General features: G+C 74.4%; 19 protein-coding genes. 12 read left to right on the top strand and 7 right to left on the bottom strand.

The genetic code is table 11. The features are described 5' to 3' along the window. The first annotated feature begins 43 nt into the window (after positions 1–43). On the top strand, positions 44–673 hold the full coding sequence (locus Q2K19_RS08420) for a DUF305 domain-containing protein (protein ID WP_302769178.1): 630 nt from the start codon (positions 44–46) through the stop codon (positions 671–673). Positions 674–777: 104 nt separating this feature from the next. On the opposite strand, the gene Q2K19_RS08415 is transcribed toward Q2K19_RS08420, so the two are convergent. Both Q2K19_RS08415 and Q2K19_RS08410 read right to left on the bottom strand, forming a co-directional pair. Beyond that, the gene (locus Q2K19_RS08415; RefSeq protein WP_302769177.1) at positions 778–987 is read right to left on the bottom strand and encodes an SHOCT domain-containing protein; all 210 of its coding nucleotides are present in this window, start codon (positions 985–987) and stop codon (positions 778–780) included. A 144-nt stretch (positions 988–1131) separates the two neighbouring features. After that, a complete protein-coding gene (locus tag Q2K19_RS08410; RefSeq protein ID WP_046568942.1) occupies positions 1132–1431 on the bottom strand; it encodes a metal-sensitive transcriptional regulator in 300 nt (99 codons plus the stop codon). 153 nt (positions 1432–1584) lie between these two features. On the opposite strand from Q2K19_RS08410, the gene Q2K19_RS08405 reads away from it, so the two are divergent. The 5 genes from Q2K19_RS08405 (at position 1585) to Q2K19_RS08385 (ending at position 6094) form a co-directional block, all read left to right on the top strand. Continuing rightward, entirely contained in the window at positions 1585–1794 is a 210-nt protein-coding gene (locus tag Q2K19_RS08405; RefSeq protein ID WP_091113418.1) for a heavy-metal-associated domain-containing protein, read from the top strand. Between the two features lie 35 nt (positions 1795–1829). Further along, positions 1830–2807, top strand: coding sequence for a hypothetical protein (locus tag Q2K19_RS08400; protein WP_302769173.1), 978 nt, complete (start codon positions 1830–1832; stop codon positions 2805–2807). 14 nt (positions 2808–2821) lie between these two features. Next, the gene (locus tag Q2K19_RS08395; RefSeq protein ID WP_302769171.1) at positions 2822–5077 is read left to right on the top strand and encodes a heavy metal translocating P-type ATPase; all 2256 of its coding nucleotides are present in this window, start codon (positions 2822–2824) and stop codon (positions 5075–5077) included. A gap of 141 nt (positions 5078–5218) precedes the next feature. Beyond that, positions 5219–5392 carry a CsbD family protein gene (locus Q2K19_RS08390; RefSeq protein WP_302769170.1) on the top strand — a complete coding sequence of 58 codons (174 nt, stop codon included), beginning with the start codon at positions 5219–5221 and terminating at the stop codon, positions 5390–5392. Between the two features lie 201 nt (positions 5393–5593). After that, positions 5594–6094 carry a hypothetical protein gene (locus Q2K19_RS08385; protein ID WP_302769168.1) on the top strand — a complete coding sequence of 167 codons (501 nt, stop codon included), beginning with the start codon at positions 5594–5596 and terminating at the stop codon, positions 6092–6094. A gap of 8 nt (positions 6095–6102) precedes the next feature. Here the strand turns inward: Q2K19_RS08385 and Q2K19_RS08380 are convergent, their stop codons facing one another. The 3 genes from Q2K19_RS08380 to Q2K19_RS08370 form a co-directional block, all read right to left on the bottom strand. Then, positions 6103–7347, bottom strand: a complete 1245-nt coding sequence (locus Q2K19_RS08380; RefSeq protein ID WP_302769166.1) for an RNA polymerase sigma factor — start codon at positions 7345–7347, stop codon at positions 6103–6105. After that, on the bottom strand, positions 7344–7706 hold the full coding sequence (locus Q2K19_RS08375) for a YciI family protein (protein WP_302772340.1): 363 nt from the start codon (positions 7704–7706) through the stop codon (positions 7344–7346). Before Q2K19_RS08375 ends, Q2K19_RS08380 begins: the two co-directional genes overlap by 4 nt. A gap of 102 nt (positions 7707–7808) precedes the next feature. Next, positions 7809–9002 carry a DUF2786 domain-containing protein gene (locus Q2K19_RS08370; protein WP_302769164.1) on the bottom strand — a complete coding sequence of 398 codons (1194 nt, stop codon included), beginning with the start codon at positions 9000–9002 and terminating at the stop codon, positions 7809–7811. Between the two features lie 160 nt (positions 9003–9162). Here Q2K19_RS08370 and Q2K19_RS08365 point away from each other — a divergent pair, with 160 nt between their 5' ends. Continuing rightward, positions 9163–10005: a DUF3152 domain-containing protein gene (locus Q2K19_RS08365; RefSeq protein WP_302769161.1), complete on the top strand. Its 843-nt coding sequence runs from the start codon at positions 9163–9165 to the stop codon at positions 10003–10005. A 67-nt stretch (positions 10006–10072) separates the two neighbouring features. After that, positions 10073–11050 carry an aldo/keto reductase gene (locus Q2K19_RS08360; RefSeq protein WP_302769160.1) on the top strand — a complete coding sequence of 326 codons (978 nt, stop codon included), beginning with the start codon at positions 10073–10075 and terminating at the stop codon, positions 11048–11050. On the opposite strand, the gene Q2K19_RS08355 is transcribed toward Q2K19_RS08360, so the two are convergent. Beyond that, positions 11047–11493, bottom strand: a complete 447-nt coding sequence (locus tag Q2K19_RS08355) for an ATP-binding protein (protein WP_302769158.1) — start codon at positions 11491–11493, stop codon at positions 11047–11049. The two genes, Q2K19_RS08360 and Q2K19_RS08355, sit on opposite strands and share 4 nt — an antisense overlap. Before the next feature lie 93 nt (positions 11494–11586). After that, complete coding sequence (locus Q2K19_RS08350; protein ID WP_302769156.1) at positions 11587–12342, bottom strand: SAM-dependent methyltransferase; 756 nt, start codon at positions 12340–12342, stop codon at positions 11587–11589. 206 nt (positions 12343–12548) lie between these two features. Here Q2K19_RS08350 and Q2K19_RS08345 point away from each other — a divergent pair, with 206 nt between their 5' ends. The 4 genes from Q2K19_RS08345 to Q2K19_RS08330 all read left to right on the top strand — a co-directional run bounded on the left by Q2K19_RS08345 (position 12549) and on the right by Q2K19_RS08330 (position 15110). Continuing rightward, positions 12549–13148 (top strand): FIMAH domain-containing protein, encoded by a 600-nt coding sequence (locus Q2K19_RS08345; protein WP_302769154.1) that lies wholly within the window; start codon positions 12549–12551, stop codon positions 13146–13148. 92 nt (positions 13149–13240) lie between these two features. Then, positions 13241–14341, top strand: coding sequence for an extracellular catalytic domain type 2 short-chain-length polyhydroxyalkanoate depolymerase (locus tag Q2K19_RS08340; RefSeq protein ID WP_302769152.1), 1101 nt, complete (start codon positions 13241–13243; stop codon positions 14339–14341). Positions 14342–14402: 61 nt separating this feature from the next. Then, a complete protein-coding gene (locus Q2K19_RS08335) occupies positions 14403–14621 on the top strand; it encodes a hypothetical protein (protein ID WP_302769150.1) in 219 nt (72 codons plus the stop codon). A 168-nt stretch (positions 14622–14789) separates the two neighbouring features. After that, the gene (locus Q2K19_RS08330) at positions 14790–15110 is read left to right on the top strand and encodes a hypothetical protein (protein ID WP_302769148.1); all 321 of its coding nucleotides are present in this window, start codon (positions 14790–14792) and stop codon (positions 15108–15110) included. Positions 15111–15333 lie beyond the last annotated feature (223 nt).

Below are 15333 nucleotides of genomic sequence, written 5' to 3'. Positions count from 1 at the left end.
TCCCCGCCTGCTGCGTACGTTCCGACACCGAAAGGCTTTCACCGTGTACATCCGTAATTTCGCGCGCCGGGCCGCCCTGGCCGGCGCGACCGTCACCGCCGCGCTAGCCCTGGCCGCCTGTGGCGGCGGCGACCACTCGACCGCCGGCTCCGGCCACGACATGCCCGCCGCCGGCACGTCCGCCGCCGGCGCCTCGGCCTCGTTCGGCGACGCGGACGTGATGTTCGCCCAGCTGATGATCCCGCACCACGGGCAGGCCGTGGAGATGGCGGAGCTGGCCGAGACCCGGGCCGCCGATCCGGAGCTGAGGAAGCTGGCCGCGCAGATCAAGGCGGCCCAGGCCCCGGAGATCGCCACCATGACCGGCTGGCTCCGCGCCTGGGGGCGGCCGGCGCCCTCGGCGAGCGGTGGCCACGGCATGCCGGGCATGGGCCACGGCATGCCCGGGATGATGTCCTCCGACGACATGGCGGAGCTGGCGGCGGCGTCCGGCGCCGACTTCGACCGGCAGTTCCTGACCATGATGATCGCCCACCACGAGGGCGCGATCACCATGGCGAAGGACGACCTGGCCCAGGGGGCGTACCCGGACGCCAAGGCGCTCGCCCAGCAGATCGTCACCGCCCAGCAGGGCGAGATCGACACCATGAAGAAGCTGCTCGGCCGGCTCTGAACCGCAGGTGCCGGGTGCCGGGGCCGTTCGCGGCCCGGGCACCCGGCGCTGAGCCGGCCCGGCGGGTGCCGGAGTCCGGGCGTGCGGCGCCGCGCCTCGCCCGATCACGCGAGTTCGCCGCGCCGGCGGCGGTACTCCTCGTCGTCGAGCTCGCCGCGGGCGTACCGCTCGTCGAGGATGCGCCGGGCGGGGCCGCCCGCGGCGGGGCCGCCGCCGGTGAGTCGGAACACCAGCCAGACCAGGCCGGCCAGCACCACCAGTCCGAGCAGGAACCAGAGCCACATCAGGCCCATCATCGGGCCGTGCCACATCATCGCGGCTGCCCTCCCGTCCGTAGCCGAGGGTCGGCCGGTCCGGCGCGAGGTGGCGCCGATCCCGGTCGCCACCTCGAAGGTACGTCGAGGTCGGCCCTTCGGGTCCGGGCCGGGCGGCCCGAGCCGCGGGCCGGAAGTCCCGGCTCAGCCCCGCTTCATCAGCCGGCCGACAGCGGCCATCATCTCCGTCGCCATCTCGTCGGCCCGGCCCTCGGCGGCCCCCTCGTGCATGCAGTGCCGGGCGTGCCCGTCGAGCAGGCCGAGGCCGACCTTGTCCAGGGCGGCCTGGATGGCGGAGATCTGGGTCAGCACGTCGATGCAGTAGCGGTCGTCCTCGACCATCTTCTCGATGCCGCGGACCTGGCCCTCGATACGGCGGAGCCGCGCGAGCAGCTGGTCCTTGCTGGCGGTGTAGCCCCGGGTCGGGGTCGTCGGTGCGGTCATGAAATCGAGGATAGCGTACCCCTCCGGGGTATGGTACGGTCCTCTCGTGACTGATACCCCCACCGGGTATCGGTACCAGGAGAGTGGCAGCCGTCTCTCCTCCGACTACCCCTGGGGGGTATAGGATGGGAACGGCGGAAGAGGAGATTCGCGATGGTCACCACCACGTACCAGGTGCAGGGCATGACCTGCGGGCACTGCGTCAACTCGGTCAGCACCGAGGTGGGCGCGATTCCGGGCGTCAGCGACGTCCAGGTCGACCTGGCCTCCGGCCAGGTCACCGTCACCAGCGAGAGCCCGTTGGACACGGACACCGTGCGCGCCGCCGTGGACGAGGCCGGCTACGACCTCGTCGGGGCGTGACGGGTCCGCGGACCCGAAGGAACCGAGGTACCACGATGAACACGGCGACCAAGCTGAGCGGCTTCGCCCTCGGCCTCACGGCGGTGTTCGGCGCGGCGTACGGGGTCGGTCACCTGGCCGACCCCGTCACCCCCGCCGCCGAGACCCGCCACGACGCCACCGAGACCCGCCACGACGCCACCGAACCCGGCCACGGCGACGGCCACACGACCGCCGCCCCCACCGACCACCTGCCCGGCGGGCTGCTCGTCTCCGACCGCGGCTACACCCTGCAACCGGTGACCGCCCCGGCCGGCGAGTTCGCCTTCCGGATCGCCGGCCCCGACGGCCGGCCGGTCACCCGCTACGACGTGGCGCACGACAAGCGCATGCACCTGATCGTCGCCCGGCGCGACCTCTCCGGCTTCCGGCACGTCCACCCGGAGCTGACGCCGGACGGCACCTGGCGGGTCGCCTCGCCGCTCGCCGGGCCCGGCGTCTGGCGGGCGTTCGCCGACTTCACCCCGACCGGTGGCGAGCCGCTGACCCTCGGCGTCGACGTCACCGTCCCCGGCCCGCTGACCGAACGCCCGCTGCCCGCCCCGGCGGCCAGCAGCACCGTCGACGGCTACACGGTCACCCTGACCGGGGCCCCGCAGCCCGGCCGCACCAGCCGGCTCACCCTGACCGTGAGCCGGGACGGCCGGCCGGTCACCGACCTCCAGCCCTACCTCGGGGCGTACGGGCACCTGGTGGCGCTGCGCCAGGGCGACCTGGCGTACCTGCACGTGCACCCGGAGGGTGCGCCCGGCGACGGGCGGACCCCGGCCGGGCCGGCGGTGACCTTCGCCGCCGAGGTGCCCTCGGCCGGGACGTACCGCCTCTTCCTGGACTTCCGGCACGGCGACGCCGTGCACACCGCGGAGTTCACGGTCGTGGCCGGCGACGTCCCGCCGCCCGCCGCGCCGACCACCACCACCACACCGGCGACCCCGGACGCCGACCACGGCGCCCCCGGTCACGGGCACAGTTGACAGGAGGTGCCGCGATGACATCGAGCGCGAAGTCCCTGCCGGTCGCGCCGAAGCTGATCGAGCTCGCGATCGGCGGCATGACCTGCGCCTCCTGCGCCGCCCGGATCGAGAAGAAGCTCAACCGGATGGACGGCGTCGAGGCCACGGTCAACTACGCCACCGAGAAGGCCACCGTCCGGTACGCCGACGAGGTCAGCCCAGCCGACCTGATCGCCACGGTGGAGAAGACCGGCTACACGGCCGTCGTACCGCCGCCGCCCGCGCAGGCCGCGACCGAGGCGGCCGCCGAGCCGGTGGACGAGCTGCGCGGGCTGCGTACCCGGCTGTGGGTGTCGGTGGCGCTGGCCGTGCCGGTGGTCCTGCTGGCCATGGTGCCGGCCTGGCAGTTCGACTACTGGCAGTGGCTGTCGCTGACCCTGGCCGCCCCGGTCGTGGTCTACGGCGGGCTGCCGTTCCACCGGGCCGCCTGGATCAACCTGCGGCACGGCGCGGCGACCATGGACACCCTGGTCTCGCTCGGCACCCTGGCCGCGTTCGGCTGGTCGCTCTGGGCCCTCTTCCTCGGCGACGCCGGGATGCCCGGGATGACCCACCCGTTCCGCCTCGACATCACCCGCACCGGCGGCGCCGGCAACATCTACCTCGAAGCGGCGGCCGGGGTGACCGTCTTCATCCTCGCCGGCCGCTACTTCGAGGCCCGGTCCAAGCGGACCGCCGGGGCCGCCCTGCGGGCGCTGCTGGAACTGGGCGCCAAGGACGTCGCGGTGCTGCGCGGCGACCGGGAGACCCGGATCCCGGTGGACCAGCTCGTCGTCGGGGACCGGTTCGTGGTCCGCCCGGGGGAGAAGGTCGCCACCGACGGGGTCGTCGAGGACGGCACCTCGGCGGTCGACGCCAGCATGCTCACCGGAGAGTCCGTGCCGGTCGAGGTCGGCCCGGGGGACACCGTGGTCGGCGCCACCGTCAATGCCGGGGGCCGGCTGGTCGTCCGGGCCACCCGGGTGGGTGGCGACACCCAGCTCGCCCAGATGGCGAAGCTGGTGGAACAGGCGCAGACCGGCAAGGCGGCGGTGCAACGGCTCGCCGACCGGATCTCCGGGGTCTTCGTGCCCATCGTGATCGCCCTGGCCGTCGGCACGCTGGGCTGGTGGCTCGGCACCGGGGCCGGGACGACCGCCGCGTTCACCGCCGCGGTGGCCGTGCTGATCATCGCCTGCCCGTGCGCCCTCGGCCTGGCCACCCCGACCGCGCTGCTGGTCGGCACCGGGCGGGGCGCCCAGCTCGGCATCCTGATCAAGGGGCCGGAGGTGCTGGAGTCCACCCGCCAGGTGGACACCGTGCTGCTGGACAAGACCGGCACCGTCACCACCGGGAAGATGACCCTGGTCGACGTGGTCCCCGCCGCCGGTCAGGACGCCGCCGAGCTGCTGCGGCTGGCCGGCGCGCTGGAGGCCGCCTCCGAGCACCCGATCGCCCGGGCCGTCGCCGACGGCGCGGCGGCGGCGGGGACCCTGCCGGCCGTCACGAGGTTCGCCAACGCCGACGGGCTCGGTGTCACCGGCGCGGTGGACGGCCACGAGGTGGTCGTCGGGCGGCCCCGGCTGCTGCGGGAGCGGGGTCTCGACGTACCCGAGGAGGTCGTCCGGGCGGCGACCGACGCGGAGGCCGCCGGGCGGACGGCGGTCGTGGCCGGCTGGGACGGCCGGGCCCGGGGGGTGCTCGCGGTGGCCGACGTGGTCAAGCCGAGCAGCCGGGCGGCCGTCGCGCGGCTGCGCGAACTCGGTCTGACCCCGGTGCTGCTCACCGGCGACAACGCCACCGTCGCCGAGGCGGTGGCCGCCGAGGTCGGCATCGACCAGGTGATCGCCGAGGTGCTGCCGGCCGACAAGGTCGACGCGGTGCGGCGGCTCCAGGGCGAGGGGCGGACGGTGGCCATGGTCGGCGACGGGATCAACGACGCCGCCGCGCTGGCCCAGGCCGACCTGGGGCTGGCCATGGGCACCGGCACCGACGTGGCGATCGAGGCGTCCGACCTGACGCTGGTCCGGGGCGACCTGATGGCGGCGGTGGACGCCATCCGGCTCTCCCGGCGCACCCTGCGCACCATCAAGGGCAACCTCTTCTGGGCCTTCGCCTACAACGTCGCCGCCCTGCCGCTGGCCGCCGCCGGCCTGCTCAACCCGATGATCGCCGGTGCCGCGATGGCCTTCTCCTCGGTCTTCGTGGTGGCGAACAGCCTCCGGCTGCGGGGCTTCCGCCCGGTCGGCTGATCCCCTCGGCAGCCCGCCGCCGGTCCCGGTCCACCCGGGACCGGCGGCGCGGCCGTTCACCCTCGGTGAGGTCGGTGGGTTGAGTGGCGGGACGCCGGGGTACCTCCACATCGTCACGAGAACGGCTGAGTGGAGGTTCCGATGGGCATCGACGACAAGATCGACAACGCGAGCGAGAACACCGCCGGCAAGATCAAGGAGGGCGTCGGTCGGGCCACCGACGACGAGCGCCTCGAGGCCGAGGGCCGCAACGACCAGGCCAGCGCCGACCTCAAGCAGGCCGGCGAGAAGATCAAGGACGCCTTCAAGAGCTGAACCGTTTCGTATCCGCCGCCGGGCCGGCACCTCGCCGGCCCGGCGCGCTGCGCGCGGACCGCGTGTCCGGCGCGCGCCGCGTGCTTGGCAGACTCGATCCGACGCCGCCCGATCATCCCGGGGCGTGAGCGGCGGCACCGCGAGGAAGCCCCGGCCGACCACTGGCCGTGACCGACGGCCGACGACCGTACGGGGAGAACGATGTCCGGTACCACCGCGATCCGCGCCGCCGCCCTGGTCACCATGACCGCGCTCGCCGCAGGCTGCCAGTCGTCCGGAGAGGACAGCGCGGCCCCGGCCGGCACCCGAACGGCGCCGCCGGCCGCCTCCTCCGCCGGACCCGAACCGTCCGCCACCGCGTCGCCGTCGCCACCGACCGCGGCGAACACCGCCGCCGTCTGCGCCGCCGTGGACAAGCTCATCATCACCAAGAGCAAGGAGATCGCCGCCGACTCCGCGGCGGCCACCCGCCGCGACCTCACCCCCGAGCAGGTCAACGCGCAGGTCACCGGCCACCTCGCCGACCTGGCCGACGACGTACGCGGGCAGGCCGCCAAGGCCCGGGACCCGGAGATCAAGGCGCTGATCACCGACACGGCGCGGCGGATCGACGCCGGCGCGAAGTCGGCCACGCCGGTGAAGTGGCTCGGCTCGACGTTCGTGGACATCCCGCCGCGGCTGACCCGGGAGTGCCGGGTCTGACGCTCAACTCACCGGTCGGCGGCCAGGCGGGCGGCGCGTACCTCCAGGTAACGCTGCTCGGGTCGGCTGGTGGTGGCCCGGGCGGCGGCCAGGTACGCCTCCCGCGCGCCGTCCCGGTCGCCGGCCAACTCCAGCAAATGGGCGCGGACGGCGGCGAGCCGGTGGTGCCGGGCGGTGCGCTCGTCGGAGTCGAGCGGCGCCAGCAGGGCGAGCCCGGCCCGGGGACCGTCCACCATGGCCACGGCGGCGGCCTGGTTCAGGGTGACCATCGGGTTCGGCGCGATCCGGGCCAGCACCCGGTACAGCGCGACGATCTGCCGCCAGTCCGTCTCCGCCGCCGACGGTGCCTCCGCGTGCACCGCCGCGATCGCGGCCTGCACCTGGTACGGACCCGGCGGCGACCAGGTCAGCGCCTCCGTCACCAGCGCCACGCCCTCCTCGATCTCCGTCCGGTCCCAGCGGGTCCGGTCCTGCTCGGCCAGCGGGATCAGCTCCCCGCCCGGGCCGGTCCGGGCCGCCCGGTGCGCGTCGGTGAGCAGCATCAACGCCAGCAGACCGAGCACCTCGCCGTCGTCGGGGAGCAGCCGGCGCAGCTCCCGGGCCAGCCGGATCGCCTCCGTGGTCAGCTCCGCCCGGTGCAGCTCGCCGCCGCTCGAGGCGGTGTACCCCTCGTTGAAGATCAGGTAGAGCACGTGCAGCACGGCCCGCAGCCGCTCGTCGCGGTCGGCCGCCGAGGGCAGGACGAACCGCGCCCCGGCCGCCTCGACCCGCTGCTTGGCCCGGCGGATCCGCTGGCTCATCGTCGCCTCCGGCACCAGGTACGCCCGGGCGATCTCGGGCGTGCTCAGGCCGCCCACCGCGCGCAGCGTGAGCGCCACCTGGGCGGATCCGGTCAGCGCCGGGTGGCAGCAGAGGAAGAGCAGCTTCAGCGTGTCGTCCCCGCTGGGCGGCTCCTCGTCGGGAGGCGGGGCGACCCCCGCGTACGCCGGCTCGCGGACCGCCACCGCGACCTCGCGGTCCCGGCGGGCCCGCTCGCTGCGCCACTCGTCGGTCAGCCGGCGGGTGGCCACGGTGACCAGCCACGAACGGGGATGGTCCGGCACACCCTGCGCCGGCCACTGCGTGGCGGCGGCGAGCAGCGCCTCCTGCACCGCGTCCTCGCAGGCGTAGAACTGGCCGTGCCGCCGGACGAGCACGCCGAGGACCTGCGGCGCGAGGGTGCGCAGCAGGTCCTCGACCACCCGGTCCGTCACATCTCCGTCCCGGCCTGCTCCATCACCGGCCGCACCTCCAGCACGCCGAAGCCGTGGGTGACGTCCGGCCAGCTCGCGGCGATCTCGGCGGCCCGCTCCGGGGTCTCGCAGTCGACCATCAGGTAGCCGGCGAACTGCTCCTTGCTCTCCACGAACGGCCCGTCGGTGATCTCAGTGCCGCCGGCGGCGGCGGGCCGGGCCGTGCGGGTCTGCGACGGGTGGGCCAGGGCATCGCCGCCGACCAGCTCCCCCGACGCGGTCAGTTCCTTCATGATCTCGTCGACCTCGCCGAAGATCGCGTTCCGCTCCTCCTCGGACAGCTCCTCGACGAAGCCGGGCCGGTTCCAGATCAGCAGCATGTACTTCACGGTCCACTCCTCGGGTACGGGCCACCGGCGGTGGCGCCTCTCACGGATGGGTCGGAGCCGGGACGTCCGATCCGACATCATCCCCGAGAAAAGTCAGCGACCGCCGCGTACCGAGCGGCGCGCCGGGGCGCCGACGTCGAGCGAGGCCCGGTCGGCGGCCGAGGTGCCCGAGGTCCAGCCCTCGGCGTCCCGGACCTGGAGGCGGTGCCGGGTGGTCCCGGGAAAGAGCTGGTCGACGCGGTCCCGCACGGCGTCCGAGCGGGCGGCGAGCACCGGCAGCAGCCGCTCGTCGGCCCGCTCCTCGGCCGCCGCCTCGGTGGCCGCCCGCAGCCGCTCGCCGATCCGTAGCGCGAACGCATTGAGGAACGACTCGTCGTAGCCCTTGGTGCGCCGGCCGCTGCCCTTGCCGCGCTCGCCCCGCCCGCGCAGCATCGCCGCGGTCGCCTGCACCAGCAGCGAGGTGTGCAGCAGCTCGACCGCGGCGAGATCGGCCGGGAAGCCGAGCACGGTGGCGAAGCCAAGGTCGTCGGACCAGACCGACTCGCACCGGTTCGCCGCCGCCACCTCCTGGATCAGCAGCGCCTTGGCCGCCGCGTACGGGGCGTCAGTGCCCAGCCGGATCCCGCTGGGCGAGTCGGGTCGCTCGGCGGTCGCGTCGAGCAGCGCCGCGTCGATGCTGTGCCGGGCCATCAGCTCCTGCGCCTTCCCGGTCAGCGCCTCCGCCTCCGCCGGAAAGGTGGTGGACTCGGCCTTGGCCAGCAGGGCGCGCACCCGGTCCAGCATCCGCGACCCGGTGGCCGGCACGGCGGCGCGCGGGGTGGGGGCCGCGGCACCCGGCGGCGGGCGGAGCGCCGCGATCGGCGGCAGCCCCTCGGCCAGCACGACGGCGTCCACCGCGTCCCGCAGCGCGCTGATCCGGTCGCCCGCGGCCCGGCGGTCCAGCCAGCCCGCGTCGGCGTCCCACCCCCCGCCCAGCTCGGCGAGCTGGTCGTCGAACCACTGCGGGACCGGGTCGGGTTGCTCCCGCCGCTGGGCGGCGAGCAGGTCCCGGAGCAGCCGCGCGCCCCGGGGCGTCAGCCGCCGGGTGGCGATCCGGTCCAGGTCGACCGGCTGCCAGCCGCGCGGCCAGAGCCGCCCCACGGCGCGGACCAGCCGGGCCAGCAGCGCGCCGTCCACCGCCGGGCCGTCGCCGACGACCAGCCGGTCCAGCGCGCGCTCGGCGGCCCGTACGTCGGTGCCGCGCGCCGCCGCCACGGCGTCGGCCAGCAGCCGCTCGGCGTCCGACACGGGTGCGCCCTCCTCTCCAGGGGCGGCGGGGTCGCGCACCCGTTCGAACGGTACCGGCGCGCCCCGGTTGGCCGCCGGTGAGCGCGCTCACCGTTCAACCGTCCGGCCCCGGCGTCCGTACTCCTGCCCGGACCGGGCGGCGCGACGGACGGAGATCGACGTGGGCGGGCGGGACAGGCGGGACAGCGGACTGCACCGCCGGCGCCGGGCCTCCCGGGCCGGCACGGTGACGCTGCTGGCGCTGGTGGTCGCGGTCGGCGTGGCCGCCGGCGGCGCGTACGCCGCGCGGCGCGGCGCCCCCGGCCTGCCGACGACGGCCGCCCTCCGGCCGGCGACCGCCGCCCCCGCGCGCCCGGCGGTGACCCCGAACGCACCGGCCGTCCCGGCGGCCGGCCGGACCGCCCCCGCGATCACCTACCCGTCCCGGGGCACGGGCTCCTTCCGCACCGCCACCGCCGTCGGCAGGGTGGCCGGGCGCGGCGGCCCGCTGCTCCGTTACCGCGTCGCGGTGGAGGAGGGGATCGCCAACGTCGACGTGGAGCGGTTCGCCCGGGACGTGGCGGCGATCCTGGCCGACCCGCGCGGCTGGACCGGCGGCGGCGAGTGGCGGCTGCAGCGGGTCGGCCGGGCCGACCCGGCCGACTTCACCGTGCTGCTGACCACGCCGGTGACCCGGGGACCGCTCTGCGCCGACACCACCGACCACTACACCTCCTGCCGGAACGGCGACCAGGTGGTGATCAACGTGGCCCGCTGGGTGCACGGCGTGCCCTACTTCCCCGACCTGGGCGGCTACCGGCAGTACCTGCTCAACCACGAGGTCGGCCACCGGCTGGGCCGGGGACACGAACTCTGTCCCCGGGCCGGCGGTCCCGCACCGGTCATGGAGCAGCAGACCCTCGGCCTGCACGGCTGCACCCCGAACGCCTGGCCACTGGTGGACGGCGCCCTGCACACCGGCCCGTCCGGCCAGTACGACGACCCGATCCCGGCGGAGAACTGAACCCGGCCTGCGGCGCGCTCCCGCCGGTGGTGAGATGAACGGCGGGTGTGACGAGGAGGACGACCGCATGGAGTACGTGAAGTTCGGGGCCACCGGCCTGGAGGTGTCCCGGCTCTGCCTGGGCTGCATGAGCTACGGCGAGCCGAGCCGCGGCGCGCACCCGTGGTCGCTGCCGGAGGAGCACGCCCGGCCGTTCATCCAGCAGGCGCTCGAGCTGGGAGTCAACTTCTTCGACACCGCCAACGTCTACTCCGACGGCACCAGCGAGGAGATCGTCGGCCGGGCGCTGAAGGACTTCGCCCGCCGCGACGACGTGGTGATCGCCACCAAGGTGCACGGCCGGATGGGGCCCGGGCCGAACCGGGGCGGGCTGTCCCGCAAGCACATCATGAGCGAGATCGACGCCAGCCTGCGCCGGCTGGGCACCGACTACGTCGATCTCTACCAGATCCACCGCCTCGACCCGACCACGCCGATCGAGGAGACCCTGGAGGCGCTGCACGACCTGGTCCGCGCCGGCAAGGTGCGCTACCTCGGCGCCTCCTCGATGTACGCGTGGCAGTTCGCCAAGGCCCTCTGGGCCGCGGAGCGGCACGGCTGGACCCGGTTCGTCTCCATGCAGAACCACTACAACCTGCTCTACCGCGAGGAGGAGCGGGAGATGCTGCCGCTCTGCCGGGACCAGGGGATCGCGGTGATCCCGTGGAGCCCGCTGGCCCGGGGCCGGCTGACCCGGGACTGGGGCGAGCAGACCGCCCGCACCGAGACCGACGACTTCGGCCGGACCCTCTACGCGCGGACCGAGGAGGCGGACCGGGCCGTGGTCGAGGCGGTGGCCCGGGTCGCCTCGGCGCGGGGCGTACCCCGGGCCCAGGTGGCGCTGGCCTGGGTGGCCCGCAACCCGGCGGTGACCGCGCCGATTGTCGGCGCGACCAAGCCGCACCACCTGACCGACGCGGCGTCGGCGCTGGAGTTGGAGCTGACCGCCGACGAGGTCGCCGCGTTGGAGGCCCCGTATGTCCCGCACCCGGTCGCCGGCTTCTAGGCCGGTGCCGGCCCGGTCCGCCGCGGGAAGGAGGCCCAGATGTTCTTGGTGTCCGCGGTGCCGTACCAGCCGACGGCCAGGGAGACCGACTGGGCGAGCTGCAGCCCGCGGCCGCCCGAGTCGAGCGGGCGGATGTCGGCCAGCTCGGGCACCGTGCTGACCTCGTGATCGGCCACGTCGAGGATGAAGCAGTCGTCCGCGGCGAGGAGCGTGACGATGGTCGGTGGGCGCCCGTGCCGCAGCGCGTTGGTCGCGAGCTCCGTGGCGACGAGGACGACCAGGTGGGGCACCTCGTCGAGGTCCTCCCCCTGGACCAGGCCGTACCGGGTCAGGGCCGCGCGCAGTGAGGAACGCAGGTCGCGCAGCTCGGCGGGAGTGCCGAGGTCCCACCGCGCCAGCTCGGTGGCCTGCGGCGGTGGCGGCGACGTGCGCAACTGTCCCATGATCCTGCCTTACCCTGGGTAGCCGGGTGCTAAGCGCCGGACGGCCCGGAACGGCCCGGGTGGGCTCCCGCCGGCGGGAGCCCACCCGGTCGGTCACCGGCGGAGCAGGGCGAAGACCCCCCAGCCCAGGTACTCCCGCCGGTAGCGGACGTAGCGCAGCGGGTCCTCGGTCAGCTCCCGGCGCAGCTCCCCGGCCAGCTCGTCGTCCGGGTTGGCGTCCAGCCAGCGGCGCAGGTTGAGCCAGTGCGCCGCCGCGTACCGGTCCCAGCTGTCCTGGTCGGCGAGGACCATCTCGACCAGGTCCCAGCCGCACTCGCCGAAGAGCCGGACCAGTCCGGGCAGGTCCCGGAACTCGTCCCGGGACCGGGCGTGGGAGCCGACCACGGTCTCCTCGTCGGGCGGGTCGAGCCGCCAGTACGGCTCCCCGACCAGCACCATCCCGCCGGGGCGCAGGCTGCGCGCCAGGATCTCCAGGGTGCCGGGCACCCCGTCGCCGATCCAGGTGGCGCCGACGCAGGCGGCCAGGTCGACCGGCTCCGCCGCGACGTACGTCGCGGCGTCGCCGTGCAGGAACCGGACCCGGTCGGCGACGCCCAGCTCGGCGGCGCGTTCGCGGGCGGCGGCGGTGTTGACGGTGCTGATGTCCACCCCGGTGCCGGTCACGCCGTGGTCCCGGGCCCAGGTGCAGAGCAGTTCGCCCTTGCCGCTGCACAGGTCGAGGATCGACGTGCCGGGTTCGAGCTTGATCGCCCGGCCCAGCGTGGCCAGCTTGCCGGCGTCGAACGGGTTGATGATCCGGAGGTCGCCCTCGCGGATGGTGAAGCTACGTGGCAGATCCAATGCGGTCACTCCAGAAGAAGGGTGTGGGTGTCGGAACGGGCTGACGCAGGTCGGCTCGGCTCAGCACAGTCGGCACGGGCACCAAAACACCCTCTTCGCGGTCTCGGAGTGATCTCGCGGCGAGGCTAGCGGTCATTCGCCGGAACGCCCACCTAAATATCGCCGCCGGCTCGGCGGGCATCGGTGCGGTGCGTCGGCTTGGCATGATGTCCGGCATGTCCGCCGCCTCCGACCGACCGCACACCGACCCGCCCACCGCCAGGTTGCCGCTGTTCGGCGCGACCGAGGGCCGGCACCGGGCGACCGAGGACGGTCGCCGGATGATGTGGCTGACGGTGGCGGGCGCGGCCGTCGTGATGCTGATCGCCACGCTGATGGTCGTGCTGGCGGGGGGAGGGGACACCGACGGCGCCCGCCCGGGGGCGGCGGCCACCGTCCTGCCCGCCGAGTCCGCGGCGCCCGACGACCTCCCGGCGACCGAGGAAGCCTCGCCCACGCCGAGCCCCGTGCGGTCACCGTCGTCCCCCACGCCGCGGCCCGGGGGCGATGCGGCGAAACTCCTGGCCGGACTGGAGAGCACGGTGGACGGGCTGATGCAGCAGGGGCAGCTGCGCCGGAAGGACGGCCAGGACCTCCACAAGCGGCTGCGCGCCGCGCAGCGGGCGCTCGCCGCCGGCAACACCGGGCAGGCACGGCAGAAGCTGCGCGAGTTCACCGGAGCGCTGGTCGACCTGCGCTCGGCCGGCAGGCTCAGCCCCAGCGGGTACGAGGCGCTCGTCGCCGGAACGACCCGACTCGCCCAGGCCCTCGGGTAGCGGGCAGGCGGCCGTCGGGCCCGACCGGAACGGTCAGGTGGGGCGCCCACACCGCCGCCGTCCCCGAGGTGTAGGCCGTACGGATATCTGCTGTGGTCAATATCACGTTAGCGTTTCCGCACGTCGGCCGTCCCGCCGGCGCTCCGACGGGAGAACGCCATGAAGACACGTGGAAAGCCGCCACCACCCTCGCCGCGGCCCTCCTCCTGATCCTGCCCGGCGGCACCGCCGCCCGGGCCGCCGGCACGCCGTACACCAAGACCCCGGTCTCCGGCTCGCTCGGCACCTACCACGTCTCCGCCGTGTACGTCGCCGGAGTCTCCTCCGGGGGGTACATGGCCACCCAGCTCCAGGTCGCGTACTCGACGCGGATCCGGGGCGCGGCCGTCTTCGCCGCCGGCCCGTACTACTGCGCGCAGAACAACGTCAACCAGGCGCTCTACGGCTGCGGGGACAACATCTACCCGACGTACGTGTCGACCCTGGAGAGCTACACCCGCAGCTGGGCGTCCTACGGCTGGATCGACGGCACCGGCAACCTCGCCGGCCAACCGGTGTACGTCTACCACGGCGGCAACGACAACACCGTGAAGAAGTCGGTCACCGACGACCTGGTCCGCTACTACCAGGACTTCGGGGCCAGCGTGCGGTACGACTCCGGCAGCGCCGCCGGGCACGCCTGGGTCACCCCGTACGGCACGGTCGGCTGCACGGCGACCGCCTCGCCGTTCCTGAACGACTGCGGCACCGACCCGGAGGGGAGCTTCCTCGGCAAGCTGCTCGGCTCGGTCTCCGCGCCGAACACCGGCCCGCTCGGCGGCACCCTCATCCGGTTCAGCCAGGACACCTTCGCCACCAACGGCTGGGCCAACGGGCTGAGCATGGACGCCAACGGCTTCGCGTACGTGCCGAGCGCCTGCGCGGCCGGGAACACCTGCCGCCTGCTGGTCGCCCTGCACGGCTGCGCGCAGGGGTACGCGAAGGTCGGCACCGCCTTCGTCGACCGGGCCAACCTCAACCAGTACGCCGACACCAACCGGCTCATCGTGCTCTATCCGCAGGCGATCGCGTCCGGGGTGAACCCGAACGGCTGCTGGGACTGGTGGGGCTACCTCGGTGCCACCAACTACCCGATCAAGGGTGGCTACCAGGTCGAGACGATCATGAACATGGTCCGCCGCCTGGACGGCTGACCGGCCACCCGGCCCGCACCGGCAGGTGCGGGCCGGGTGGCCGCTGCGATACCGTCACCAGGTGATCGTCGAGGAACACTGGTGGAACGGGGTCAGCACCCCTCGCGGGCGCCGCGACGTCTACATCTGTACGGACGGGCACCGCTGGGAGGTCCAGGCCCAGATCGGCGGGGTCACCGGCCGGTCGAGGATCCAGGAATGCCCGAGCCGGGGCTCGGCGAGCATCCTCGCCGGGGCGTGGCGCGGGGCTCGTCCCGGCTGGCGCGAGATGCCCCGCTGACGGCGGGGGGCTGAGTTTCCCGGCAGGCCCCCGCGCGTGAAACCGCGCCGATGCCCGCCGTCGGCACGCTCACCGGCATGACGACGACAACCTCACCCCGGCCGGCTGGGACCTGGACCACCTGCGAATGTTCGTCCTGCCGGACGGGATCGAGGTCAGCTGGTCGGCGTGGCGGGACGGTCCCGCCTTTCCCGACACCCGGGACGGCCGGTCCACCCGGCTGGGTCTGCTGACCCCGGCGCCATCTTCGCCTACGTCTTCGACCTCGGCGCGGACTGGACCCACCTGTGCACGGTGCGCCGCGACGAGGGGGCGGCCGTGGCGCACCCGCCGCCGCTACCGCTGGTCCGGCACGGCTGGGGAACCCTGCCCGACCAGTACGGGCGGGACCGGGTCGAAGATCGTCCGACGGCTCCCGCACGTCGCCGCTCCGCCGGTGCCCTGACCGACCTGCCGCCGCTTCTTTCCTCCTGGGGACACCGCTCCTGAACGGCCTCCTGTGACCGCCTTCACCCGTCCGGGGGACGCCGTGAAAAGCACGTCAATAAAGGGCCGCCGGGCGTCATGGCCGCGTTATAGCCCCTGTCCATTCGACCGGGGCGGCGCTTTGATTGCCCGGCGCGACCGAAGGCGGTCGCGAACAAACGTCCGGTAAGAGGAGTCAGCCGTGTCTGACCTGGTGTTCGTGCTGTTGACGGCGGGGCTGTTCGCA

The organism is Micromonospora sp. NBRC 110009 (genome assembly GCF_030518795.1).
GTDB lineage: Bacteria > Actinomycetota > Actinomycetes > Mycobacteriales > Micromonosporaceae > Micromonospora.
The sequence above is the reverse complement of the archived record's forward strand: the minus strand, read 5'-3'. Positions and strand labels throughout refer to the sequence as shown.